The following is a 24,929-nucleotide window of genomic DNA, read 5'->3' as shown; positions in this document are numbered from 1 at the left end:
TTGAACGATAAACTCAAGTAGTATATATGTACATGAGAAAGTGATGAACTCTTAGTAACTGCTCTAAAAAACAATAGCTATTATCTTATACTTGTTATCCCTTTGTATAATAAAATCGGATAAGAATGTTTGAAGTTTCCCTTACATTCTTACCCGATTGATTCGTTTTTTAGCTTTACTTTATCTTATCTATTTAATAAACTTACGTCTGTTCTGAATGTAGATGCCATGTGGTAAGGCGTCTCTGTCAGTTCCAACATAACGACCATCAAGCGTGTAGATACGGTTGTCAATTATCTGTTGTCCTGTAGTAATATCGTTGATACCAGCAGCAGTTAAGTCTTTGAGATACTCAAAAGTGATGTCTCCATTAGCAGAATCTTCTGTAATATAAAAGAGAGGTTTGTTAAGAGTACTGTGATTAAGTACAATCTGACCTATATTCTGAACATTTCTACTTCCAGGATAAGGGTCACCTGCATAGCTCTCCATATATGCTTTTCTTTTTTCTTTCGTCTTAGCACTATAGCTTGAAATAAGTTCTCTATCGGCAGGTACAATGGTCATTCCAGGTGTTCCTAGTACATCGTTTACATGATCATTGCTGTTAACATTATCTAGTTCATAATTTACACGATAAACAAGCATACCATGACCTGGAAGCTTTGATGCCCAACCCTTATTCTGAATATTGTGTAGTATTAAGTACTCCTTTGCATAAGATGTAGGGATCTTCAAAGCCTCATCAGCTTGTAAAGTTACTTTAGATGGAGTCTCTGTGATTGTAGATAAGGTCTTCCAACCCATTTGCTCCTTCTCCCAAGGGGTATAAGGGGTAGGAGTATAACCATTGTCAGTGTATTCACCACCATCCATTAAATCCCAAATCTCCATAGCTTGATTATCCTTCTGGGCTTCCTTATTGTATGGGTAGAAATCAGGTAAACCCATAGTATGGGAAAACTCATGGCAGAATAAACCTATGCCATTAATACGTTTACTCGGTCCGCTTTTGAAAGTATACCCAGGATAATAATTTAGTTCATTACTAACACCATAACGCATAATCTTTTTGCCACCAATCTCAAGTGGAATTGGAAGTGTCCATGATTTAGGCCAAATAAGGTCATCTTTATATGTTTCAGGGGCTGCATTTTGACCATAACCAGCGAAGAGTACATAAACTAAATCAACGAATCCATCATCGTTGCTATCATAATCAGCAAAGTTGATGCTACCTTGTGCTGCTACTGCATTACAAGCATCAGTAATGAATTCAGCTATTTTTAGATCATGATTATTTTTTCCTGCACCATCTTTACCATAGTACATACTTGTATTAGGGACGGTTATTGGACCAACAATATCAAACTGAGGGGTGAATTGCCCGTTACTCATGTCCTTAAAATATTGCTTTACACTTCCATGGTTTCTTTTTTCATTATTAGCATAGTCTGGCATGAGACTGCTACTTGAATCAAAATTGAAGTAGTCATTGAAACTCTTCTTTGGGTCGGGAAGAGAGAATGATACATCCCTAAATTGTGCTAATATCACTAAGACTTTAGGGCTACCAGTATGTGGAAAATAAGCTGGTGTACGTGTACCAATGGCTCTTGTCTTAGCTCCATGTTGTAGTTGTCTTGAAAGTGTGCTGAAAAACAGGTCATGTCTTGCTAGTTGCTTTTTAATTAGTTTTTTCTCTGCAACTGTTCTCTTGTCTTCGTTATGAGCTAACTGGTTTGATGCTTTTAGCCTTCCATTTGCATCAATATTAGCTATATAAAAATCTTTACCAACAGTTGTTAGTAGAACTCCGTCTGTAGTGGTTGACCAGCTGGCATGTTCATCTCCATGTTGATACACTGTTAGTTGTGTGCCATCCGACAGTGTTATTAAGAAAGGAGCTGGATTAGCTTTGCCAGCCCATGTCGCTAAGGCATTTAAAGCCATACAACATGACAGGATAATCTTTTTATTCATTAGTCTTTATAGTGTTATAATGTTTATTGCATGTTAATGTAATCTATTCCTATTATAGAAGTACTGTCCCCTCTTCACTGTACGCTTGCCATATTCTATAGCATGATGTGGACAATGATGGTAACAGGCGAAGCAGGTGAGGCATTTCTTGTTGTGCAACCATTCGGGTTCGTAACCTAAGCCACCTTTTATATCAGCAACAGGACAAACGTTAGCACAGATGCCGCATTTGACACAACGTTGATGATCCACATGAAAGGGTTTGTCCGTGATGAGGAACCGCTCAAAGAAACCACCTACAGGAACAGAGAAGAACCACGGTAGTGGACCAACCATGAGTTCCTTCCAACCATAAGGCTTATAATCATCCTCTTTCTGTTTCTGAATGATCTTCTTTCCGAAATCTCTTAAATAGATCTCTGCGGCTTGCTTCTTTTCGAGTTCTTTCTCCTTGGTGTCAACATCCATACCTGGTAAGCCCACATACGACTCTGGCATGATGACGGAACCAACAAGGTCAAGGTCTAACATCCTTCCAATAGGGACTTCATGCAGGTGCTGTTGGAATCGTTCCATAGCTTTGGCTATTGTGTCTCCTGCGGTCATTAAGCAGAAACAATGATGCTTTAGTGGTTGATCCTCTTCATCTGTAAGTTTAAGTTTCTGTAGGAATACCCTAACGATGCGTGGTACTCTCCATCCATGTACAGGAAAGACAAAACCAACTTGCTCGCCCTTCTTTAATTGAAACGTACAATCGGTTTTAATGATTTTAGCGATAGAATATAACTCATCTTGGGTTTGTAAAGCTAACGTCTTCGCTGCCCATTGACTATTACCTGTACCAGAGAAATAGAAAATCATGTGACAAAGGTAGTCATTATTTATAAATCTAACAAGATTAATAATAGCTAACTAGCACATTTACTTTGTTTTTTCATAATAATTGCCTATATTTGTGAGCAATACATGAAGTAGCACACTATGAAGGAGAAAGTAGACTTAAAGATGTATCCCTTTGTTAAGTTGCTTATACCATTTGGGTTCGGAATCTTTATGGGACAGTTTGCGAGCAATTCTATCACACTATATTATTGGTGTGGTTTCCTATTGTTTGCAATCATTTTGACAATGTTATCATGGTGTTGGAAATACATTCAAAGTGCATTGCTTCTGCTTTCTATCTTCCTATTGGGGGCTACCTTCTTCACGGCGAAAGAACGAGTTAATCATGTCAATTTACCACAAAGCGAGATAACCTTTGAGGCTGTTTTACTAACAGAGCCTGTTGTGGTTGGGAATGTTATCCAGACAGACTTGTTAGTAGTTAGTCAGTCAAAGCCCATGAAGATAAAAGCAAGAATATTACGTGATAGTTTGACAAACAATTATAAGCATTTACATGTAGGTGATGGTATTATTGCTTCCGCCCGTCTTACCGAGCCAACGAATCTTTTAGGTGGGAGTTTTGATTATGCTAGATGGTTAAGACTGCATGATTATATTGGCGAGACATTCATTTACTATAACCAATGGCAAAAGAAACAAATTCGCCTTGATAAACTCAATTTGTCCCAGCGACTTTCTATTGCTTTCCGACGCTATCAGCATAAGGTGTTAAGCCAATTAAAGAAGAATCTTAAAGGTGATAATTTGGCTATAGTTACGGCAATGACTGTTGGAGATAAAACGCTATTAAACAAGAGTTTAAAAGAGGATTACTCAATAACTGGCGCAAGTCATGTGTTAGCCTTGTCGGGCTTACATCTAACAATTATCTATGGCATGCTTGTTCTTATAATGAGTTGGTGTAGTAGGTTGTTTTCCTTCTTGCGTAGTAAGTTTACAACGGAACCTATCATCCTTTTTGGCGTTTGGCTCTTCGTTATGTTAGTGGGTGCTTCTCCCTCCGTTGTACGTTCTGCAATTATGTTATCTATCTATTCGTTTGTCACCCTCTTAAATAGGGAACGTCTATCAGTGAATGCCCTGTCATTGACAGCCTTTATCATGCTTGTTATTAATCCTTATAGTTTGTTTGACATAGGTTTTCAGTTATCTTTTGCTTCAGTTTGGAGTATCATGCTATTCTATCCACTCATGATAGCAATGTTCCGAAAGGGAAAACTTCTGCACTTTACTATCATGCGTTGGCTATGCTCAATGATAGCATTATCCGTAGCAGCCCAGTTAGGAACCCTACCTCTAATTGTCTATTACTTTGACAGAGTGTCACTCGTCTCACTTCCTTGTAGTTTGATAGCAGTGCCCTGTACAACTCTAATCATTTACATGACAGGTTTATTGTTCTTATTTGCTCCATTATCCTCTTTCTCTTTGTTTATTAGCAAGTGCCTTTCCATAACTATCGAATGGTTGAACAACACTCTACATTGGATTGCCTGTCTGCCAGGTGCTAGCATGGAGCAAATTCATATTTCCTCCCTTCATATTATTCTTTATTATGTGGCATTGTTGACAGCTTGGAGATTATGGAGTTTTTATATTGGCAAGACAGAGTTTAGCTAATTTTTGTGTACCTTTGCACGCAATTATGCAGCGATATTTTATAACACTATCCTATGACGGGACAGCCTATCATGGTTGGCAAATTCAGCCTAATGGTATATCTGTTCAAGAAGTGCTGGAACGTTCCTTATCAACTCTTTTACGTGAAGAGGTTAGTATAACTGGGGGTGGGCGTACAGATGCGGGTGTACATGGACGGATGATGGTTGCTCACTTTGATACAGACAAGACTATAGCTTGCCAGCAACTGGTTTATAAACTCAATCGATTGTTACCCCGTGATGTCTCTGTTAGTCAGATTGTGCCTGTGAGTGAAGACTTACATGCACGATTCTCCGCCACATCCCGTACCTATCATTATTATGTACATACAACGAAGCAGCCCTTCTCACGCCAATACTCATGTGAGATTCACTATCCGTTGGATTTTGATAAAATGAATGAGGCAGCCGACTATCTGATAGGAGAAAAAGACTTCAAATGTTTTTGCAAGACAGGTGCAGATGTAAAGACAACCATCTGCAATCTGACAGAAGCACGATGGATTCCATGTAAGGCGGAACAAGCATTAGTAACTTCAGATAGGATCACTAATTGGTGTTTCGTTATATCGGCTAATCGCTTCTTACGCAATATGGTACGTTCTGTGGTTGGAACTTTAGTTGATGTTGGAAGAGGACGATTATCCTTAGAGGAGTTTCAAGCTATTGTAAATAATGGGTCGAGAAGTGATGCGGGTGAGAGCATGCCAGGTAATGCCCTTTTCTTGTGGGATATAAAATATTAAAGTAGACTTTTATGTGGATCATCTTAGCATTTGTCTCTGCAACTTTGCTCGGATTGTACGATACCTCAAAGAAGTATTCTTTGAAAGGTAATGATGTCATTCCCGTCTTATTTCTTAACACATTATTTTGTTCCCTCATCTTCATCCCACTTATATTGCTCTCACAATATACGAACTTATTAGAAGGGAGTGTTCTGCAAGTTGGAGTAGGAGGATGGGAAATGCATAAGTGGATTATACTGAAGAGTGTGATTGAAATGTATGGCAATGGATAGGTGTAATATTCGCCATTATCTCCTTATTCCTTTTGGCTCGAAGTGGTAAGAAAGAAGGTATAGACTTCAAACATAATACGTGGATACTTTTCTTATTATTAGCGGCTTTAATGGGTACTTGTAGTGGCTTGTTAGACAAATATTTAATGGCAAGTCCAGAGAATGGTGGAGTGGGGATGGATCGTATGTTGGCACAGAGTTGGTACAATATTTACCAATGCTTGATGATGTCAATAGTGCTCCTTATCTACTTATACAAGCGCAAGGGCGGGACTGATACTCAAGTTAAGTTCTCTTGGAAATGGAGCATCTTACTCATCTCTATCTTTTTGTCGATGGCAGACTTTGCTTATTTCTATGCCCTCTCCTTACCAGGCGCAATGATTTCAATCGTGTCTATGGTTCGTCGTGGTTCCGTTATAGTGTCGTTTCTGTGTGGAGCATTACTCTTTAGAGAGAAGAACTTGAAGGCAAAAGCACTTGATCTTTGCCTTGTCATTCTCGGTATGATCTTCCTCTGGATCGGTTCTTATTAGTATGCTTTTGACGTTTAAGTTAAAGTACGATTGCCCTCTAAGTTGAAGTACAAAGGTATTTTAAGTTAAAGTATGATGTTATACAAGTTTGTACAATCGATTATACACGTTTGTATAACTCATTATACACGTTTGTATAATTGATTATACACGCCTGTATAATTGGTTATACACGTCTGTATAACGCGATAGTTCTTATAGGAATATGATAGGACACTAACTTAAAGTATGATTGAGTCCTAACTTAAACGTCTATCATACTTTAACTTAAACTTATTTGGGACTTAGAATGTTGGTCTTTTTCAAGATAAATTAATATCAGAAACTGAGGATTATTTCGAACACTTTCGTTCTATTGTTTTGTGAAGAATAGACAACAAAAAACTTCTGAAATACCAGTTAGTTGGTATCTCAGAAGTCTTAGTTGCCGTCTTTTCGTTGTCTTATTGAATACCTCTTACATTAAGAGCCTTGGCATACTTTGCTGCATTTATTTGATGCTCTTCGTATGTCTTTGCGAAGTTATGTGTTCCGCTAAAGTCCTCTTTTGCGCACATATAGATATAATCATGATGCACATAATTCAATACGGCATCAATCGCCTCAACTGATGCTATACGGATAGGACCGGGAGGTAAACCGCGATACTTATAAGTGTTGTAAGGGCTATCTACAGTCAACCATTTCTGATAGATACGGTGTGCGGTGAAGTTCTTTGTAGCAAACTTAACGGTTGGATCGGCTTGTAGTGGCATATTGATATGCAATCGGTTGATATACATGCCTGCAATTTTAGGCATCTCCGCCACGTTTGAAGTCTCTTCATCAACGATACTAGCTAATGTGATTACTTCGTTCTCTGTTAGTCCTGCGGCTTTTGCTTTCTCTTTACGTTCAAATGTCCAGAACCTCTTACTTTCTTCTGACATTTTATCAAGGAACTTCTCTACAGAAGTGTCCCAATAGAAGTCGTATGTATTGGGAATAAACATTGCAGGAATGGTCTCCGGAGTAAATCCATATTTCTTACATGTTGCTGTAGATTTTAGTTGAGAGAGAAGTTCACTACGTGAGAACATCATCTTACTGCTAATCTCCGTGGCAAGGTCATCTATAGTTCTTACGGACTTTATGGTTAACTTTATTGGTGCCTGTAAGCCGTTGTGGATATGACGGAATGTTTGGAGTGAACCTGCTGATCCAACAGAGAATCGACCAGTACGAATATTATCTTTGTATCCTGTGAGTTCTGATAATTGTTTGAAGACCCAAAAACCCTGTGGGGTTGATAATGGTTGAAGTTTGTTATAGACTGAATCTATATTATCATCTTGGTCTATAAGGACATATTGTTCTTTCCCTGTACGAGACATACTAGCAAAGAAAAGGAAGTAACTAATACCAATCAACACTATGCAGACTATTGCTAATATTAGCTTTTTCTTCGAATTCTTGTTATTCTTCGATTTGTTTGTCATCTTGTTATGCTTAATTAATCAATGTTGCAAAGTTACATAATTCTCCATTAAAAGTGTTGTAGTACGTGATGTAGAGCAATACTTTTTTTGAAATTTAAGATAAAAGTTAGTCTATTCTATGTATTATTGAGTAATTTTGTCCACCGTAAAAAGAAGGATAATGAAAGATTTCGATACTTATATCTTTGATTTAGATGGCACGTTGTTAAGTAGTTTAGATGACTTAGCAGCTAGTACTAATTATGCTTTACGCTGGGCAGGTATGCCAGAGAGAACAACAGAGGAAGTTCGTATGTTTGTTGGTAATGGGGTTAAACTTCTGATGGAGCGTGCAATTCCTGATGGTCAGCAGAACCCTCGTTTTGAAGAAGTATATGCAAAGTTTCGTGAACATTATCTAAAGCACAGTTTAGATAGGACGCGTCCATACGAAGGTGTAATCGGAATGCTTCGAGAGTTGAAACGACGTGGAAAGAAACTAGCTATTGTAAGCAATAAGTTTTATGCTGCAACTCAAGATCTTGCTCGCCATTTCTTTGCTGATACAATAGAAGTCGCGATTGGCGAACGAGAAAATATTCGTAAGAAGCCTGCTCCAGATACTGTGTTAGAGGCACTTCGTCAGTTAGGCGCGTCAAAGGAAGGTGCCGTTTACGTTGGTGATAGTGATGTAGATGTAATGACGGCAAAGAATAGTGGTTTACCTTGTATTAGTGTTCTTTGGGGATTTCGAGATAAGGATTTCTTAATAGAGCATGGTGCAACCTTATTTGTAGAGAAGCCACAAGAAATACTGGCTAATCTATAAAACGATTTTTGTCATGTCGTAAATCATGGATCTTATAGTTATAAGATTTTATTTATTGACATGACAAAAACTAATTTTCTATCTACTTTGTAATAAAGTTCCTTTTAATCATCAAGCAGTGTAGATGAACGAACACGGCTTAGTGTTTCTGGCGTCATCTGTAAATAACTGGCTATGTAAACAAGAGGAGCGCGAAGTACTACCTGTGGCTTCAGTTTACACATTCTCTTATATCGGGCTTGAGCTGTCTCAAAGCGCACAAGGTCAGCATGTATCTGTGAAATAATCAGACTTTCCTCAAGTATTTTACGATACAGGATCTGTATGTTCACGTTGTGTAAAGCCACTTGCTCTAGTTTCTGTCTAGGAAGAGCATAAATCTGTGTTGGCTCTAATGCTTCTACTTGTAACTTTGTAGGTTCCTCTTGAAAAAGGCTTTCGATGCACATTATTATACCATGATCTTCTCCAAGGTGCTCTGTTATCTCCTTTCCATTCTTAAAGTAGAACTGACGTACAAGTCCTTTTTCAACATAATAAAAGTGCTTGCAGATCTCGCCTTCACGGAGAATCATCTGCCCTTTGCTAAATTTCATTGGAACCAAGATGCTCTCAAGAACATCTAGTTCCTCATGTGTCATAGTACTATACTTGCGTGCTAATTCACGTGCAATATCTCTAGTATCATTTGCTAATTCTTTCATTTTTTCCTATCCTTTCTTTTTCTTGTCCTTTAGTCTAATTTCAATACAGCAAGGAAGGCTTTTTGTGGAACCTGTACATTCCCAATCTGTTTCATACGTTTCTTACCTTTCTTCTGTTTCTCCAAAAGTTTACGTTTACGGCTAATATCGCCTCCATAACATTTAGCGGTAACGTCCTTTCGTACCTGCTTAACAGTTTCTCTTGCAACAATCTTAGCCCCTATAGCAGCTTGAATTGCAATGTCGAACTGCTGACGAGGAATCAAATCCTTTAACTTCTCACACATTCTTCTTCCGAATGTGACAGCGTTGCTCTCGTGTGTTAATGTAGAAAGGGCATCTACAGGCTCTCCATTTAACAAGATATCGAGCTTCGCTAGTTTGGAAGGGCGAAAAGAATCTATGTGATAATCAAAAGAAGCATAACCCTTTGATATGCTCTTTAGCTTGTCATAGAAATCAATTACAATCTCACCTAATGGAATCATAAAGATTAACTCCAAACGATTGCCACTTACATAGTTCTGACTAACCAATTCGCCACGTTTATCAAGACATAGCGTCATGATTGGACCAATATAGTCACTTGATGTTATGATAGAAGCCTTTATAAAAGGTTCTTCAATATGGTCAATCATGGTTTGATCTGGCAAACCAGAAGGATTATGAACCTCTTTCTCGTTGCCTTGCTTGTCATAAACCATGTAGCTAACATTCGGAACTGTAGTAATGACGTCCATATTAAATTCACGGTCTAAGCGTTCTTGCACAATCTCCATGTGCAATAGACCGAGGAATCCACAACGGAATCCAAATCCTAGTGCCTGTGAGCTTTCTGGTTGGAATGTAAGTGAGGCATCATTGAGTTGCAGTTTCTCTAGAGAGGCACGAAGATTCTCATAATCGTTTGGATCAATAGGGTAGACGCCTGCGAAAACCATTGGTTTTACTTCTTGGAATCCCTCAATAGCATGCTTGCAAGGAGTATCAATGTGAGTAACAGTGTCACCGACCTTTACCTCCGTTGCATTCTTTATGCCAGATATAATATACCCCACTTCACCTGTAGAAAGTTGTTTGGTGGGTACCATATCCATTTTCAACACACCAACTTCGTCGGCAGTATATTCCATTCCAGTTTGAACGAACTTGACCTTATCTCCTTTCTTTATGACACCATTGTCGACCTTGCAAAGGGTAATAATACCACGGAAGGAGTTGAAAATAGAGTCAAAGATAAGTGCTTGTAGAGGTGCCTTTACATCTCCTTTGGGTACAGGAATGCGCTTAACAATAGCCTCAAGTATCTCTGGGACTCCCTCGCCAGTCTTACCGCTTGCACGAATAATATCTTCAGGATCACAACCTATCAGGTCGACGATCTCGTCTTCGACTTCTTCTGGCATTGCATTAGGCATGTCAATCTTGTTGATGACAGGGATAATCTCTAGATTGTGATCGATGGCCATATAAAGATTTGATATTGTCTGTGCTTGTACTCCTTGCGTTGCATCAACAATAAGCAGAGCGCCTTCGCAAGCAGCAATACTACGTGATACTTCGTATGAGAAGTCGACGTGTCCTGGAGTATCAATAAGGTTTAATACATATTTCTCCTTATCGAAAGTATATTCCATTTGAATAGCATGGCTCTTAATCGTGATGCCACGTTCACGCTCCAATTCCATGTCGTCAAGCATCTGCCCTTCAGTAATCTTGATTGTTTGGGTGTATTCAAGAAGACGATCGGCCAAAGTTGATTTACCATGGTCAATGTGGGCAATTATGCAGAAATTTCTTATATGATCCATCAGTTCGTTCTATAATTCGAGATGCAAATATAATCATAAAATCCGAGAATGTGGAATGGTAAAATAGGAAATTAGCTATTTTTTGTTATCTTTGCAAAGAATAATTGATAGAAAATTAAGCTCATTTGGAGTCTACTTTATGATATATTCCAATGAAATAATAATAAAAAAATTAATTATGAAGCGTTTATTTTATGTTGTTTTGATGGTTACATTTTGTTCTTCTTGTCATAGGAGCTTGGAAGATAGAGCTGCCCAAGAGTGTAAGGAATTTACTGAGAAGAAGTGTCCAACCCCTATAGTAGATAATGTGCGAATGGATAGTATGGTCTTTGAACCAGCAACCCGGACTATTCATTATTATAATACGCTTGTTAGTGCAGCTGATAATAGATTGGTCATTGATAAGCAGAAAGGTAAATTACGGCAAGTCTTGAAAGAGGCTTTAAGATCAGATGCAGGAACGAAGGCTTATAAGGATGCAGGATTCAATTTCCACTATACTTACCATTCTGAGAAAAAGCCATCAGAAGTATTGTTTGATGTAAATTATAATACAAAGGATTATCAATAAATAGATTCTTTATTACATTCAGGATTACTTATAGTGCAGACATCTTGTGTTCCACATTCAAAGACTTATATTGCCATAGATCTTAAATCGTTCTATACCAGTTTAGAGTGTGTTGAGCGTGGCTTGAATCCTTTGACAACTGACCTTATCGTTGCAGATGTCAGTAGAACGGAAAAGACAATTTGCTTAGCGGTATCACCTTCTCTTAAATCTTATGGTTTACCAGGGCGTGCACGTTTATTTGAGGTTGTTCAACAATTGCGCGAAGTCTTATAATAAACGAAAGGAAGAATTGTTGGAAGGTAGCTTTACAGGTAAGTCTTCCTATGCAATTGATTTAGAACAACATAAGGATTGGGAAGTTGATTATTTCATGGCAGTCCCAAGAATGGCGCATAATATTCAACATAGTGTCAAGATATATAGTATCTATTTGCGATACGTAGCACTAGGGGATATGCATGTGTATTCGATAGATGAGGAGTTTATAGACGCTATACTTTACCTTTACAGTTCTAAACTATCAACTCATGATTTTGCAATGAAGATAATTCGTGATGTTCTTCGTGAGACTGGGAAACAGCTACAGCAGGTATAGGAACTAACTTGTATCTTTGTAAGGTGGCGATGGATATCGTGGCAAAGCATATACCTGCTGATAAGGATGGAATTAGAATTGCTGAATTAGATGAACATAGTTATCGTAAAAATCTATGGGATCATAAACCACTTACAGACTTTTGGCGTGTAGGTCATGGTATTGTTCAACGATTATATGCTTATGGAATTGATACTATGGGCAAGATTGCTCGTTATTCTATTGAGCATGAAGAATTGTTTTATAAGCTCTTTGGTGTTAATGCAGAATTATTGATTGATCATGCTTGGGGATGGGAACCATGTACAATGGAAATGGTGAAAGCTTATCGTCCAGAATGTAATTCTATGAGTAGTGGTCAAGTACTACATGAGGGTTATACATTTCAGAAAGCAAAAGTTGTTGTACAGGAGATGGTTGATGCCTTGTCTTTAGATTTAGTTGAGAAACGTTGTGGTGCTGATCAACTTGTTCTTTATGTCGGATATGATAAAGATAGTTTGATATCAAGGGAGTTAAATGACTATACTGGACCGATTTCTAAAGATTGGTATGGACGTAAAGTTCCTAAACATACTCATGGTTCCGCTACTTTTTCTCATTTTACTTCTTCTTCACATATAATGACTCAGGCAGTCTTAAAGTTTTATGAAGAGATCGTTGAAAGAAGGTTGCTTATTAGACGAGTAAATATTTCTTTGAATCATGTTATTCGAGAAGAATTTATCAATAATAGAACTCCAAAACCTATTGAGTTAGATCTCTTTGCGGATAATGATGCCTCAATAAAAAAGCGAAAGAAAAGAACTAGCACGTGAACAGCGAATGCAAGAAACGATATTAAACATCAAACAGCGTTTTGGAAAGAACTCACTATTGCGAGGATTAAATTTTGAAGAAGGCTCAACGGCACGTGAACATAATAAACAAATAGGAGGACATAAAGCATGATAGCTAAGTATGATGACATAATCAATCTCCCTCATCATGTCTCTAAACGACATCCACGGATGAGCCTTTATGATCGAGCTGTACAATTTGCACCTTTCGCAGCCCTTTTTGGTTATGAAGAAGCTATTGCTAAATATTGGTGTCCAATAAAACATATTTTCTATGGCACATATCTTCTCAACATAGCCCGAACAGGCATATCGAGGTTTCATTTTAAATCCCCCATAGAACAATGACAGCTCTTCTGGTGAGGCTCAAATCTTGTCTTTATCTTTTACCAGTCTTTCTGTGGCTGTTCCAGAAAACCTTGTGTTGACACGTAGCTCAGTAGGGGGATTCTTATCATAGTGGGCTAGACCTGAAAAACTCCAACGTTTTTTAATATTCTCCTTTACCAGCGGCATAAGCAGGTTGGCTATGAGAACAACTCATATTTACGTGAGTTTGGTTTAAGAAAGTTCTTCTAAAAGTTGGTAATCTCGTTAGTTTTCGTAACTTTATAGTTGAAATTCAATAATTTACAAAACAACTAAGCGGTGATTACCAAAGACAAAGTTATAGAAATTTTCTGTATTATTGATGAGTTTGACAAGAATTTAAATGTTGAACTGGGCAAAAACCTATGTTTACTTTCTTATAATGGGAATGGGAAACGTTGCAGAAATAGCAAGGGAAGGCTTAGCGAGAGTGAGATCATGACCATACTTATATGTTATCATTTCGGTACATATCGTAATTTTAAGGAGTATTTATCTGAATTGTATCCGTGGTTGGCTCAAGGATGACTTCCCTGCTTCGGTATCCTATAACCGTTTTGTAGAACTCATGCCTCGTGTATTCTTCAAGATGATGCTTTTCATGAAGCTCTATGCCTTTGGTAAATGTACAGGTATAACGTTCGTTGACAATATGATGATTCCTGTTTGTTACAATGTAAAACGGTATTTTAACAAGGTCTTTGCTGGACTTGCCGGGAGTGGCAAGGGGACTATGGATTGATGTCATGGAGTTAAGCTTCATCTTCTTTGCAATGATTCAGGTGAAGTAATAACATTCTGTCTTACAGGAGCAAACGTTGATGACAGGGATAGAAGAGTGTGGTCGGTATTTGCAAAGGTACTACTCTATGGAAAGGTTTTTGCTGACAGAGGGTATATTAAGCAAGAACTCTTCGAAAGTCTATTCAGTCAAGGTATTCAATCTTAAAGCAAAGATGAAGAATAAGCTTATGCTAAGGAATAGATATATCATCGAGTGCATTAATGAACTACTAAAGAACAAAGCGAACATCGTACACTCACGACACCAATCGATACATAACTTTATTATGAACTTATGTTCTGCCCTTACAGCATATTGCTTTTTTGAGACTAAGCCAGGGGCACTGCCTGTATATGCAGAAAAATCAAGGCTGTTAGAACTATTTGCATACTAAACTTAACCCGAACCGACGTATAAAATAGACTTAAACTTATTATTTATTAGGATTATCGGTTATTATAGGTCTTTTCTTGCCAAAATAAGCGCATTTTATAATACTTACAGTTTGAAACTGAAAATCAAGCCTCTGGATGGGTAAAACGGCTGCAATACTGATGGATAAAGATATGCAGAGGTCTCAGTTTATTTTTACTGGACAGCAATAATTCAAAATAACATACAATATCAATCATCTATAATACTATAATAGTACTGGTTCAATAAAATCGGTCAGTTATTAAATAACGTGAGTTCGACGAATTATAAGTGTCTATAGATTTGGTGATTAGCGAAATTTGTTGTAACTTTAAAGAACTAATATACAAACAGTTACAAACAAAGATCGCTATGATCACCGAGGACAAAGTTACAGAAATATTTTGTATGGCAGATGACTTCTGCAAGTTTTTTGATGCTATGACAGCAAAATATACGCTAAAGCCTACCGGAAAAAGAAAATATCATCGAAATTCTACGATGTCAAAGGCAGAAGTTATGCTGATAATGATTCTATTCCACGATTCTGGTTATCGCTGCTTTAAACATTTCTATCTTGAAAAAGTATGTAAGCAGCTTCGCCATCTGTTTCCAAAAGTTGTTCCTTATAACCGTATAGTAGAATTGGAAAGGGATGTAGTCATACCCTTAACCTTGTTTATCAAGAAGGTTCTGTTGGGCAAATGCACGGGTATAAGCTTCGTTGATAGCACACCATTGCGTGTCTGCAAAAACCAAAGAATACATATTCACAAAGTTTTCAAAGGCATAGCTCAAAGAGGAAAATGCTCTATGGGTTGGTTCTTTGGTTTCAAGTTGCATTTGATTTGCAATGAAAGAGGAGAGCTTCTCAACTTTATGATAACGCCGGGAGATGTTGATGACAGTAAGCCTTTGGAATAAAAAGCATTCATAGATTTCATACATTGTAAGCTATTCGGTGACAAAGGGTACATAAGCAAGAATCTCTTTCAAAGACTTTTTGTTGATGGAATACAGCTTATAACCAAATTGAAAAGTAACATGAAAGGATGTTTAATGAGTGTTTCAGACAGACTGTTACTCAGAAAAAGAGCCATTATAGAAACGGTGAATGAAGAACTTAAGAACATTGCACAAATAGAGCACTCCAGACATAGATGCTTTGACAATTTCATCGTCAACTTATTAGGGGCAATTGCTGCCTATTGCCTGTTTCCAAAGAAGCCCTGCATCAATGTACAAAGGATCATGGGCACACAGCTTGCATTATTCTGAATTCGTCGAACTCACGTTAAATAGCATATAAATTCTTGCCGAATCGACTTTATAATAGGTAATTCTGCATTTATTTTTGAAATCTACCCCTAATGAAATAAATCAAGTTCTTTTGGTGGTACATTTACTTTTTCAGCCATTATGTTGAGTTCATCATTCTGTGGATTTTTCATAAATGAGATAAAATCGGTGTAATACATCAGTGTAAGTCTTAGCATGGTTACTAATTGCAAGAAGGCTACGTGTCTTTTTCTCGTTCTGGACATAACAGTACAGAGCAGATTGGCAATGAGTACTACCCATGTTTGTATCTGTATGGCATTTAAGCTGTCACCATAGAAGAAATGCAGCGAAAAGTTTTGTTTGAGCTGCTTATAAAGGGACTCTATAGCCCATCTGCGCTTGTAAATGTCCTCAAGGTCTTTTACATCAAGTTCAAAGTTATTGGTCAGCAAGACAACAGACTTATGTGAGTTATTATCCCATAGTTCCACTCGTCTTGCCTCATGTCTTATCTCCCCCTTCTCAAAGACAATCTTCTTATCCATATGTGTAACTAGTCCGTCAGGGCTTACATAGGTTACAGAGGACAGCTCCCTATTGATAAGGGTCTTCTTCATCTTGGTCACATAGCATACTCCCTCCTCTGTAAGTCTCTGAAACTGTGCATAATCAACGTATGCTCTGTCCATTGTAAGGGTTGCATCCTTGGGAAGATGCACTTCTTTAAGCAGATAATGATCATGCGTAGCGGCAGAGGTGAGCTGTACGACCATGGGAGCGCCAACATTATATTTCATCGCCGTATGAACCTTCATACCATCTCTTTCTTCTTACCACTTTTAAGATGTCTGCCTACACCCTTTAGGATGTTGTCAAAAAGGGTAATCGTAGTTGGATCCATCATATACAGGAGCTTCTCCCACGTCTTCTGCTCACCTTTGGGGCGGCTGTCCGCTAAGAAAGAACTATAACGCTCTAAGAAGTACGCATAAACGTTTGTAAAGAACTCCTGTGGGTTACGCCTATTGGTTTCAGCAAGTACACCAGTTCGGGTTAAGCTTAGTATGCAAATAGTTCTAACTGTCTTGATTTTCCTACATATACAGGCAGTGCCTCTGGCTTATTCTCAAAAAAGCAATATGCTGTAAGGGCAGAACATAAGTTCATGATAAAGTTATGTATCGATCGGTGTCGTGAGTGTACGATGCTCGCTTTGTTCTTTAGCAGTTCATTAATGCACTCAATGATATATCTTTTCCTTAGCATAATCTTATCCCACATGGGCATAAGTTTATTCTTCATCTTTGCTTTAAGACCATGAACAAGTTGAATACCTTGACAGAACAGACTTTTAAAGAGTTCCTGCTTGATATACCCTCTGTCTGCAAAAACCTTTCCATAGAGTACCTTTGCAAATACCATCCAGACTCTACGATCCCTGTCATCTATGTTTGCTCCTGTAAGGCAGAATGTTATTACTTCACCTGAATCATTACAAAGAAGATGAAGCTTGAATCCATGACACCACTCCATAGTCCCCTTGTCACTCCCAGCAAGTCCAGCAAAGACCTTGTTAAAATATCGTTTTACATTGTAACAAACAGGAATCATCATATTGTCAACGAACGTTATACCTGTACATTTACCAAAGGCATAGAGCTTCATGAAAAGCATCATCTTGAAGAATACACGAGGCATGGGGTCTACAAAACGGTTATAGGATACCGAAGCAGGGAAGTCATTCTTGAGCCAACCACGGATACAATTCAGATAAATACTCCTTAAAATTACGATATGTACCGAAATGATAACATATAAGGATAGCCATGATCTCACTCTCGCTAAGCCTTCCCTTGCGATTTCTGCAATGTTTCCCATTCCCATTATAGGAAGGTAAACATAGGTTTTTGCCCAGTTCAACATTTAAATTCTTGTCAAACTCATCAATAATACAGAAAATTTCTGTAACTTTGTCCTCGGTGATCATAGCGATTTTTGTTTGTAATTATTTGTATGTTAACACCTTAAAGTTACAACAAATTTCGCTAATCACCAAATCTATAGACACTTATAATTCGTCGAACTCACGTTAAGATAGTAGAGAAAGACAAGACGGTATTTAATGCGAACATTCATATCACCAAACCTGTTGTGCGGCTGTCACCTTCCAAGAAATACTTTACACTTACGAATGTCAGCTACGAACGCGTGAGTGCTCCGAAGCGGAAGACTAAGTAAGCTATAACTACAGATCGTTCAAAATTGGTGGACTCATCGTATTTATAGACTGAATACGGCTGAATAAGTCGCCTTAGATTAGGCCAATAATTAGGTGTGATGTTGAAGATACAGAGAGCAATCCCATGGTCTAAAGCTTTCTCTATACCTAAAAAGGAACTGATTTATTTTGTATTATCTTTGAATTATAGTACTTTTGCACCAAATTAATTAGACGGATATGCAATTAAAGAAGAAGAGGTGGCATTGCCTTCCGGGACAAGAGCCAACCGAAATGGATTTAAAGATAATGGCGTTTGAGAAACAAGGCAAGCTGGTTCCTACCCGCGATATGATAAAAACGCCTGAGCAGATAGAAGGTATCCGCAAGAGTGGGGTAGTGAATACTGGTTGTTTAGATGCTGTTGCAGAGGCTATTCATGTGGGAATGAATACGCAAGAGATAGACGATATTTGTATGCAGTATTGCAAAGATCACAATGCTATCCCTGCTTGTTTGAATTATGAAGGCTATCCTAAGAGCGTTTGTACTAGTATAAATGAGGTTGTTTGCCATGGTATTCCTAAGGAGGAGGATATTCTTCAAGAAGGTGATATCATCAATGTTGATATGACGACTATTGTTGATGGATATTTTGCCGATGCAAGTCGTATGTTTATCGTAGGCGGTAAGACAACTCCAGAGAAGGAACGCTTGGTTCGAGTAGCTAAAGAATGCCTTGAAATAGGTGCTGAAGCCGCAAAACCGTATTCTTTTGTTGGTGATATTGGTCATGCAATTCAAAAGCACGCAGAGAAGAATGGTTATGGCGTTGTGCGTGATTTGTGTGGTCATGGCGTTGGAATTGAGTTCCACGAGCAACCAGATGTCTTGCATTATGGGCATAAAGGAACAGGAATGTTGCTAGTTCCTGGTATGGTGTTTACCATAGAACCAATGATAAATATGGGTACATGGAAGGTATTTATTGATGCTGACGACCCATACGGTTGGGAGGTTATCACAGGTGATGAGAAGCCTTCAGCTCAATGGGAGCATACATTTGTTATGACTGAACATGGAGTGGAGATATTAACTCATTAAAGAAGTTTGCGAAACAATGGAAGATATTTATATATTAGGCATTGAGAGTAGCTGTGACGATACAAGTGCTGCCGTATTGAAGAATGGAATCATTCTCAGTAATGTGACCGCTTCACAGGAAGTGCATAAGGCATACGGCGGAGTTGTACCAGAATTAGCCTCAAGAGCACATCAACAAAATGTGGTTCCGGTAGTTGATCAGGCTTTGGCTCGCGCAGGTATAACGAAAGAACAGCTTTCTGCAGTTGCTTTTACACGTGGTCCTGGTCTTATGGGAAGCCTCTTAGTTGGTGTTAGTTTCGCTAAAGGTTTCGCCCGCTCATTGGGGATTCCATTGATTGATGTAAACCATCTGCAAGGACATGTTATGGCGCACTTCATAAAAGAAAGTGAAGATGATAACCACATGCCCCCTTTCCCATTCATCTGCTTATTGGTTTCTGGTGGAAACTCACAGATTGTTAAGGTGAATGCTTACAACGATATGGAAGTTTTGGGGCAGACTATTGACGATGCAGCTGGTGAAGCTATTGATAAGTGTTCTAAGGTTATGGGATTAGGATACCCTGGTGGTCCTATTATAGATAAGCTCGCTCGTCAAGGTAACCCCTTAGCATATAAGTTTGCAGAACCAAATGTGCCAGGCTTTGATTATTCTTTCTCTGGTTTGAAGACTTCTTTCTTATATAATATGAGGAAGTGGGTTGAGGAAGAGCCGAACTTTATAGAGAATCATAAGGAAGATATTGCAGCAAGTCTCGAACATGCCATTGTAGATATCCTAATGAAGAAACTTCGTTTGGCAGTTAAACAAACGGGTATTAAGCATGTAGCTGTTGCTGGTGGTGTGTCGGCTAATAATGGTCTGCGTAATGCTTTCCGTGATCATGCCGAGCGTTATGGATGGACAATCTATATTCCGAAGTTCAGCTATACAACAGATAATGCCGCAATGATAGCAAGTGTTGGTACATTTAAATACATAGATAAGGATTTTACTCAGATTGATGTACCAGCATTCAGTAAAGTAACCTTTAAGTAATAACAAATAGAATACCCTATACAATAAGATTATGGATTTTGAAAGTAAGATTATCTCTCGCCAAATCGGCGATATACTTTATGCGTCTGGTTTAACTATTGGTACAGCAGAGAGCTGCACTGGTGGTCGTATTAGCGAAGCAATCATGGCAATCCCTGGTTCTTCTGACTATTATAAAGGTGGTATTGTTGCCTATACTGATGATGTTAAAGAGAGGTTATTGCATGTCTCTCGCGAAACATTAGAGCAATATACAGCAGTATCAGAAGAAGTTGCTCGTGAAATGGTGTTAGGAACGATTGAGGCTATTGGCGTTGATTTCGCAATTGCCTCTACGGGATATGCTGGTCCTGGTGGTGGCACGGCAGAAGCTCCAGTTGGTACAATCTGGCTTGCTTATGGAAGTAAGGATGAGGTAAGAACCTTTAAGCTCACAGAAGACTTTGGACGTGATATTAATCTTGCCATAGCAACCAATAAAGCTATCCGCTTAATGCTTGATTTCCTGAATGATATGGACATAAAGTCCGAATAATACTGCAAAAAAGATTAAAATCAGTAATTAACTTTGCTAAAGTTTTGCTCATTTGAAATCTTTTTGTAATTTTGCATCCTGTTTGGAATAGGTATCAATTAACGAATCACAAAACAAAGATAGAAATGTCTAAGATTTGTCAAATCACAGGAAAGAAGGCACAGCTAGGTTGTAATGTGTCTCACTCAAAGCACCGTACTAAGAGAAGCTTTGATGTAAACCTCTTCAGCAAGAAGTTCTACTATGTAGAAGAAAGTTGCTGGATTGAGCTGAAGATTAGTGCTGCTGGTCTTCGTCTTATTAACAAGGTAGGTCTTGATGTTGCCCTTAAGCAGGCTGTATCAAAGGGTTATGTTGACTGGAAGGACATTAAGGTAATAGGAGACTAAATATCATGGCAAAGAAAGCTAAAGGAAACAGAGTCCAAGTTATCTTGGAATGTACCGAGATGAAGAATAGCGGTATGGCTGGTACAAGCCGTTACGTGACTACAAAGAATCGTAAGAATACTCCAGAGCGTCTTGAGCTTATGAAGTATAATCCTGTTTTGAAGAAGATGACGCTTCACAAGGAGATTAAGTAAGCACGCACTGAATAGTAAAGTTAATAGTTAAAACGAATAGACTATGGCAAAGAAAGCGGTCGCTACCCTCCATGAAGGTTCTTCGGATGGTCGCGCATATTCAAAGGTAATCAAGATGGTTAAGAGCCCAAAGACGGGTGCTTATATTTTTGATGAGCAGATGGTTCCTAATGAGGACGTCAAAGAATTCTTTAAGAATTAATTCTTATAAAGATATAAATAAAGAAGGTTGTAGATTGTATTCTACAACCTTTTTTTGTTTAACCTTATTTACTTCATTAATGAATGAAAAAGTGAGGACTACATTTATTTATGTAGTCCTCACTTTTTATAATTGGTTGTCGTTTTAAATTGACTTGTAACCTTTCGTACTATTGCGAGCAAGCAGATCTTTAAGATTAAGTTCCTTATTGCCGTTGGCTTCGTAAGCCTCTCTCATTTCCTCTTCGCCTTCAGCTTCAGCTTCAGAGTGGGTGAATGTAATACTTCTGTTTTTAAGTTCTGCGATTGCCCAAGCTATTAATGCAATAACAAGTAGTGCAACCAGTCCTATCATTGGAGTTATCATAATTGATTTGTTTTTTATTTCTAATGCAAAATTACATTAAGTTTCGGAAAGCACCAAATTATCTGTTAGTTTTTAGTAACTTTGCAGTATTAAACGTGAAATGTATGAGGTATAGATTTATAATATTCTTAATTATACTTATTTTTATTCCTGTCCAAGCTGTTTACAGTACTAATGATAGGGAAGTTCTAAAACATAATATATCAATGAAGAAAATCTTTTTATGTTCATCTTTTGCTGATGTTGCTTCAATTTTATCCGAATCCATTTCAGTTCCGTTGAGAGGCAAAACTGTAGCATTTATCCCTACAGCAAGCATTCATGAAGAGTATACACAGTATGTGGAAGATGCCAGAGTGGCACTTGATTCTCTTGGACTTATTGTCAAGGAATTGGAAATTACTCAATGCAGTAAGAATGAAATGGAAGAGGTCCTGACAAACTGTGACTGTATCTATGTATCGGGTGGCAACACGTTTTTCCTTTTGCAGGAATTGAGGAAAACGGGTGCCGACAAGTATATCATAGAGCAGGTGGAGAAAGGAAAACTATATATTGGAGAATCTGCTGGAGCTATGATTCTTGCTCCCAATGTTGAATATGCAAAGGGCATGGATGATTGTTATTCGCTGACGCCAGAGTTGGAGGACTTTGTAGGTCTTGGCATTGTTGGATTTTATCCTGTTGTACATTTCGATAGCTTTCCTTTTGAAGAGGCTGCACGAGAAGTTGTCAACAAGAACAGCCATCTGCCCTTGAAGATTATTACAAACCAGCAAGCTATTGCCGTTGTGGGAAACAATATCGTAATAAAAGAAAGAAAATAAGTTTAATTGGCTGAGATGTATCTTTTATACTGCACTATACTATCAAAAAGATGACAAGAAAAGAACGATATACTTATATTTTGGATTACTTCCGCAAGCATGTGGGACATGTGACAACTGAACTTAACTTTGGCTCTGCGTTTCAGTTGCTTTGTGCTACATTGCTTTCTGCCCAATGTACAGATAAAAGGATTAATGCGATTACGCCAGAATTATTCCGACATTATCCAGATGCTAAGACGATGGCTAAGGCAAGTGTTGAAGATGTCTTTGAATATGTTAAGAGTGTTTCTTATCCTAATTCAAAGGCAACGCATTTGGTAGAGATGTCAAGGATGTTGGTAGAGAAGTTTAAGGGGGAAGTTCCTTCTACTCCAGAAGAGCTTACACAGTTACCAGGTGTTGGACGCAAAACTGCCAATGTGATACAAGCTGTTTGGTTTGGAAAGCCAACCTTAGCTGTAGATACGCATGTTTATCGTGTTAGTCATCGTTTGGGCTTAGTACCATCAACAGCAAATACACCACGTAAAGTTGAGGATTATCTGATGAATAATATCCCTACGGAAGAGGTTTCTGATGCACATCATTGGATATTACTTCATGGGCGTTATGTTTGTAAGAGTGCTAAGGCGGATTGTGAACATTGTCCTTTTGATACGATATGTCCAAAGTTGATGAAGGATAGTAAGTTATAAATAGAAGTGAAAGAATATGAACACAAAGAAGATCATGCACTTCCTGAAGGGAATTGCTTCAAATAACAATCGAGAATGGTTTCAAGAACATAAGGCAGAATATGATGCTGTAAAAGATGATTTTGAAAAAGGTGTAGAGCAGGTTATAGCCCAACTATCCACCTTTGATGATGAAGTTGCTCATCTTACAGCGAAAGATTGTACTTATCGTTTCTATCGTGATATACGTTTTTCACCCGATAAGAGTCCATACAAACGTCACTTAGGAGCTTACATCTGTGGACATGGTAGAAAGGCATTGCGTGGTGGATATTATATCCATCTCCAACCTGGTAACTGTTTAATTGCAGTAGGTTGTTATTGGTTACCAACGAACATCCTAACATCATGTCGTAATGAGATTATGGCAAATATAGATGAATGGCGAAAGGATGTTGAGAATGACGAATTTATTAGTCTATTTGGACATCCTAACCAGGGGGAATGGAGTGATGATAAAGTAAGTGAGAAAGGCTTTGGACTAGCAGCTTTAAAGACAGCTCCTAAAGGCTTCCCTAAAGATTATGAGTATTTACACTATCTACGTATGAAAGATTATTGTTGTTGGGTATCTGTTCCTGATGATTTCTTTAATGGTGACAGTTGGCATAAAGAGCTAGAACACATCTGCAAGACAGGTAAACCAATGATGGACTTTATCAATACTGTTGTTGATGATTACGAGTAATATTATCTAGCGATAATCATAAAAAAGAGATATAAGAAAGCATTTACTTACTTATATCTCTTTTTCTTTCTATCTGTTTAAACAGACTTATAATAGTTCTTCTATCTGCTTAGCAATATTCTCAATCTTCTCTGTTGGTTCAAAGCGTGCAACGACTTGTCCTTTCTTATTAATAAGGAACTTAGTGAAGTTCCATTTAATATCCGCTTTCTCCTTGTAATCAGGATCAGTTTCTGAAAGCATTTTGTCAAGGATAGGGTAGAGTTCATGTGATTCATCCCAACCAGCGAAGCCCTTTTGTTCCTTCAAGAACTTGAAAAGTGGATCAGCGTCATCACCATTTACTTTCACCTTCTTGAACCTAGGGAATTCCGTCCCATAATTTAGTTTGCAGAACTCATGAATACTTTCATCAGTACCTGGAGCTTGCTGTCCGAACTGGTTACATGGGAAGTCAAGAACCTCAAAGCCCTTTGCATGGTATTTCTCATAAAGTGCTTCCAGTTGGTCATAGGTTGGTGTGAAGCCGCATTTGGTAGCTGTATTAACAATTAGCAGTACCTCGTTGGCATACTCTTTCAATGATACTTCCTTACCTTTTCTGTCCTTGACAGAGAATTCATAAACTGTTCTCATTTCTTGTTTGTTTTATCTTCTGCTTTTAATAAGAAACTAAATTATTATGTGTTGCAAATGTACTAATTTTATTTGTTTCTCCCTGCATAGTTTAAAGGTTTTTATGCCTAATTCTGTAAAATGTATCGATATATGTCCAGAAAGGATGATAGGGATTTCCCTATTACTAAATAGTGTATTTACATTAAGATTATTAGCTAATTACTGTACTTTTGCATCAA

Annotated in this window: 21 protein-coding genes and 6 pseudogenes; 18 read left to right on the top strand and 9 right to left on the bottom strand. The window is 38.0% G+C overall.

Annotated elements, in window-relative coordinates; translation table 11 throughout:
- Window positions 1-189: 189 nt before the first annotated feature.
- Both J5A55_RS04120 and J5A55_RS04115 read right to left on the bottom strand, forming a co-directional pair.
- Window positions 190-1,983, bottom strand: coding sequence for a M6 family metalloprotease domain-containing protein (locus J5A55_RS04120; RefSeq protein ID WP_039851393.1), 1,794 nt, complete (start codon window positions 1,981-1,983; stop codon window positions 190-192).
- Between the two features lie 33 nt (window positions 1,984-2,016).
- Entirely contained in the window at window positions 2,017-2,847 is an 831-nt protein-coding gene (locus tag J5A55_RS04115; RefSeq protein WP_004383707.1) for an EFR1 family ferrodoxin, read from the bottom strand.
- Window positions 2,848-2,967: 120 nt separating this feature from the next.
- Between J5A55_RS04115 and J5A55_RS04110 the strand changes: the two genes are divergently transcribed.
- From J5A55_RS04110 to J5A55_RS04100, 3 genes and pseudogenes are all read left to right on the top strand, one after another.
- Complete coding sequence (locus J5A55_RS04110) at window positions 2,968-4,512, top strand: ComEC/Rec2 family competence protein (protein WP_004383706.1); 1,545 nt, start codon at window positions 2,968-2,970, stop codon at window positions 4,510-4,512.
- Window positions 4,513-4,537: 25 nt separating this feature from the next.
- Window positions 4,538-5,299, top strand: coding sequence for a tRNA pseudouridine(38-40) synthase TruA (gene truA / locus J5A55_RS04105; protein ID WP_004383705.1), 762 nt, complete (start codon window positions 4,538-4,540; stop codon window positions 5,297-5,299).
- A gap of 11 nt (window positions 5,300-5,310) precedes the next feature.
- Window positions 5,311-6,110: pseudogene (locus J5A55_RS04100) on the top strand (EamA family transporter).
- 443 nt (window positions 6,111-6,553) lie between these two features.
- On the opposite strand, the gene mltG reads toward J5A55_RS04100, so the two are convergent.
- A complete protein-coding gene (gene mltG, locus J5A55_RS04095; protein WP_004383702.1) occupies window positions 6,554-7,588 on the bottom strand; it encodes an endolytic transglycosylase MltG in 1,035 nt (344 codons plus the stop codon).
- Window positions 7,589-7,748: 160 nt separating this feature from the next.
- On the opposite strand from mltG, the gene J5A55_RS04090 reads away from it, so the two are divergent.
- Window positions 7,749-8,396: an HAD family hydrolase gene (locus J5A55_RS04090; RefSeq protein WP_004383701.1), complete on the top strand. Its 648-nt coding sequence runs from the start codon at window positions 7,749-7,751 to the stop codon at window positions 8,394-8,396.
- Window positions 8,397-8,500: 104 nt separating this feature from the next.
- Here J5A55_RS04090 and J5A55_RS04085 read toward each other — a convergent pair whose 3' ends face one another.
- On the bottom strand, window positions 8,501-9,100 hold the full coding sequence (locus tag J5A55_RS04085; RefSeq protein ID WP_004383700.1) for a Crp/Fnr family transcriptional regulator: 600 nt from the start codon (window positions 9,098-9,100) through the stop codon (window positions 8,501-8,503).
- A gap of 29 nt (window positions 9,101-9,129) precedes the next feature.
- Window positions 9,130-10,911 carry a translation elongation factor 4 gene (gene lepA, locus J5A55_RS04080; RefSeq protein WP_004383699.1) on the bottom strand — a complete coding sequence of 594 codons (1,782 nt, stop codon included), beginning with the start codon at window positions 10,909-10,911 and terminating at the stop codon, window positions 9,130-9,132.
- A gap of 178 nt (window positions 10,912-11,089) precedes the next feature.
- On the opposite strand from lepA, the gene J5A55_RS04075 reads away from it, so the two are divergent.
- The 4 genes and pseudogenes from J5A55_RS04075 to J5A55_RS04060 all read left to right on the top strand — a co-directional run bounded on the left by J5A55_RS04075 (window position 11,090) and on the right by J5A55_RS04060 (window position 15,767).
- Complete coding sequence (locus J5A55_RS04075; RefSeq protein ID WP_039851389.1) at window positions 11,090-11,485, top strand: hypothetical protein; 396 nt, start codon at window positions 11,090-11,092, stop codon at window positions 11,483-11,485.
- Between the two features lie 33 nt (window positions 11,486-11,518).
- Window positions 11,519-13,034 (top strand): annotated as a pseudogene (locus tag J5A55_RS04070) (Y-family DNA polymerase).
- Window positions 13,035-13,570: 536 nt separating this feature from the next.
- Window positions 13,571-14,469 (top strand): annotated as a pseudogene (locus J5A55_RS04065) (IS982 family transposase).
- Between the two features lie 392 nt (window positions 14,470-14,861).
- A pseudogene (locus J5A55_RS04060) lies at window positions 14,862-15,767 on the top strand (IS982 family transposase).
- A gap of 89 nt (window positions 15,768-15,856) precedes the next feature.
- On the opposite strand, the gene J5A55_RS04055 reads toward J5A55_RS04060, so the two are convergent.
- Together J5A55_RS04055 and J5A55_RS04050 are read right to left on the bottom strand one after the other, a co-directional pair.
- Window positions 15,857-16,585 carry an IS4 family transposase gene (locus tag J5A55_RS04055; RefSeq protein ID WP_004383688.1) on the bottom strand — a complete coding sequence of 243 codons (729 nt, stop codon included), beginning with the start codon at window positions 16,583-16,585 and terminating at the stop codon, window positions 15,857-15,859.
- Window positions 16,586-16,829: 244 nt separating this feature from the next.
- Window positions 16,830-17,757 (bottom strand): annotated as a pseudogene (locus J5A55_RS04050) (IS982 family transposase).
- 104 nt (window positions 17,758-17,861) lie between these two features.
- Here J5A55_RS04050 and J5A55_RS12300 point away from each other — a divergent pair.
- The 7 genes and pseudogenes from J5A55_RS12300 to J5A55_RS04020 all read left to right on the top strand — a co-directional run.
- A pseudogene (locus J5A55_RS12300) lies at window positions 17,862-18,008 on the top strand (HU family DNA-binding protein); the annotation flags it as partial.
- A 220-nt stretch (window positions 18,009-18,228) separates the two neighbouring features.
- Complete coding sequence (map, locus tag J5A55_RS04045; RefSeq protein WP_004383680.1) at window positions 18,229-19,092, top strand: type I methionyl aminopeptidase; 864 nt, start codon at window positions 18,229-18,231, stop codon at window positions 19,090-19,092.
- Between the two features lie 16 nt (window positions 19,093-19,108).
- Window positions 19,109-20,134: a tRNA (adenosine(37)-N6)-threonylcarbamoyltransferase complex transferase subunit TsaD gene (gene tsaD, locus J5A55_RS04040; RefSeq protein WP_004383679.1), complete on the top strand. Its 1,026-nt coding sequence runs from the start codon at window positions 19,109-19,111 to the stop codon at window positions 20,132-20,134.
- A gap of 31 nt (window positions 20,135-20,165) precedes the next feature.
- A complete protein-coding gene (locus J5A55_RS04035) occupies window positions 20,166-20,669 on the top strand; it encodes a CinA family protein (RefSeq protein WP_004383678.1) in 504 nt (167 codons plus the stop codon).
- A gap of 125 nt (window positions 20,670-20,794) precedes the next feature.
- Complete coding sequence (gene rpmB / locus J5A55_RS04030; RefSeq protein WP_004383677.1) at window positions 20,795-21,058, top strand: 50S ribosomal protein L28; 264 nt, start codon at window positions 20,795-20,797, stop codon at window positions 21,056-21,058.
- A gap of 5 nt (window positions 21,059-21,063) precedes the next feature.
- Window positions 21,064-21,252, top strand: coding sequence for a 50S ribosomal protein L33 (gene rpmG, locus J5A55_RS04025; RefSeq protein ID WP_004383676.1), 189 nt, complete (start codon window positions 21,064-21,066; stop codon window positions 21,250-21,252).
- Window positions 21,253-21,295: 43 nt separating this feature from the next.
- On the top strand, window positions 21,296-21,454 hold the full coding sequence (locus tag J5A55_RS04020) for a DUF4295 domain-containing protein (RefSeq protein WP_004383675.1): 159 nt from the start codon (window positions 21,296-21,298) through the stop codon (window positions 21,452-21,454).
- Between the two features lie 144 nt (window positions 21,455-21,598).
- On the opposite strand, the gene J5A55_RS04015 is transcribed toward J5A55_RS04020, so the two are convergent.
- On the bottom strand, window positions 21,599-21,820 hold the full coding sequence (locus tag J5A55_RS04015) for a hypothetical protein (RefSeq protein ID WP_004383674.1): 222 nt from the start codon (window positions 21,818-21,820) through the stop codon (window positions 21,599-21,601).
- Window positions 21,821-21,924: 104 nt separating this feature from the next.
- Between J5A55_RS04015 and J5A55_RS04010 the strand changes: the two genes are divergently transcribed.
- Genes J5A55_RS04010 through J5A55_RS04000 form a run of 3 tightly spaced genes read left to right on the top strand, consistent with a single transcriptional unit; the run spans window position 21,925 to window position 24,072 of the window.
- Window positions 21,925-22,647 carry a Type 1 glutamine amidotransferase-like domain-containing protein gene (locus J5A55_RS04010; protein ID WP_234396082.1) on the top strand — a complete coding sequence of 241 codons (723 nt, stop codon included), beginning with the start codon at window positions 21,925-21,927 and terminating at the stop codon, window positions 22,645-22,647.
- A 50-nt stretch (window positions 22,648-22,697) separates the two neighbouring features.
- Window positions 22,698-23,345 carry an endonuclease III gene (gene nth / locus J5A55_RS04005; protein ID WP_004383672.1) on the top strand — a complete coding sequence of 216 codons (648 nt, stop codon included), beginning with the start codon at window positions 22,698-22,700 and terminating at the stop codon, window positions 23,343-23,345.
- A gap of 16 nt (window positions 23,346-23,361) precedes the next feature.
- Complete coding sequence (locus tag J5A55_RS04000; RefSeq protein ID WP_004383671.1) at window positions 23,362-24,072, top strand: DUF2461 domain-containing protein; 711 nt, start codon at window positions 23,362-23,364, stop codon at window positions 24,070-24,072.
- Between the two features lie 87 nt (window positions 24,073-24,159).
- Here J5A55_RS04000 and J5A55_RS03995 read toward each other — a convergent pair whose 3' ends face one another.
- A complete protein-coding gene (locus J5A55_RS03995; protein WP_004383670.1) occupies window positions 24,160-24,708 on the bottom strand; it encodes a glutathione peroxidase in 549 nt (182 codons plus the stop codon).
- Window positions 24,709-24,929: the final 221 nt, after the last annotated feature.

Source organism: Prevotella veroralis (assembly GCF_018127765.1).
GTDB classification, from domain to species: Bacteria; Bacteroidota; Bacteroidia; order Bacteroidales; family Bacteroidaceae; genus Prevotella; species Prevotella veroralis.
Note: the sequence above shows the minus strand (reverse complement) of the source record. Positions and strands in the feature narration are given on the sequence as shown.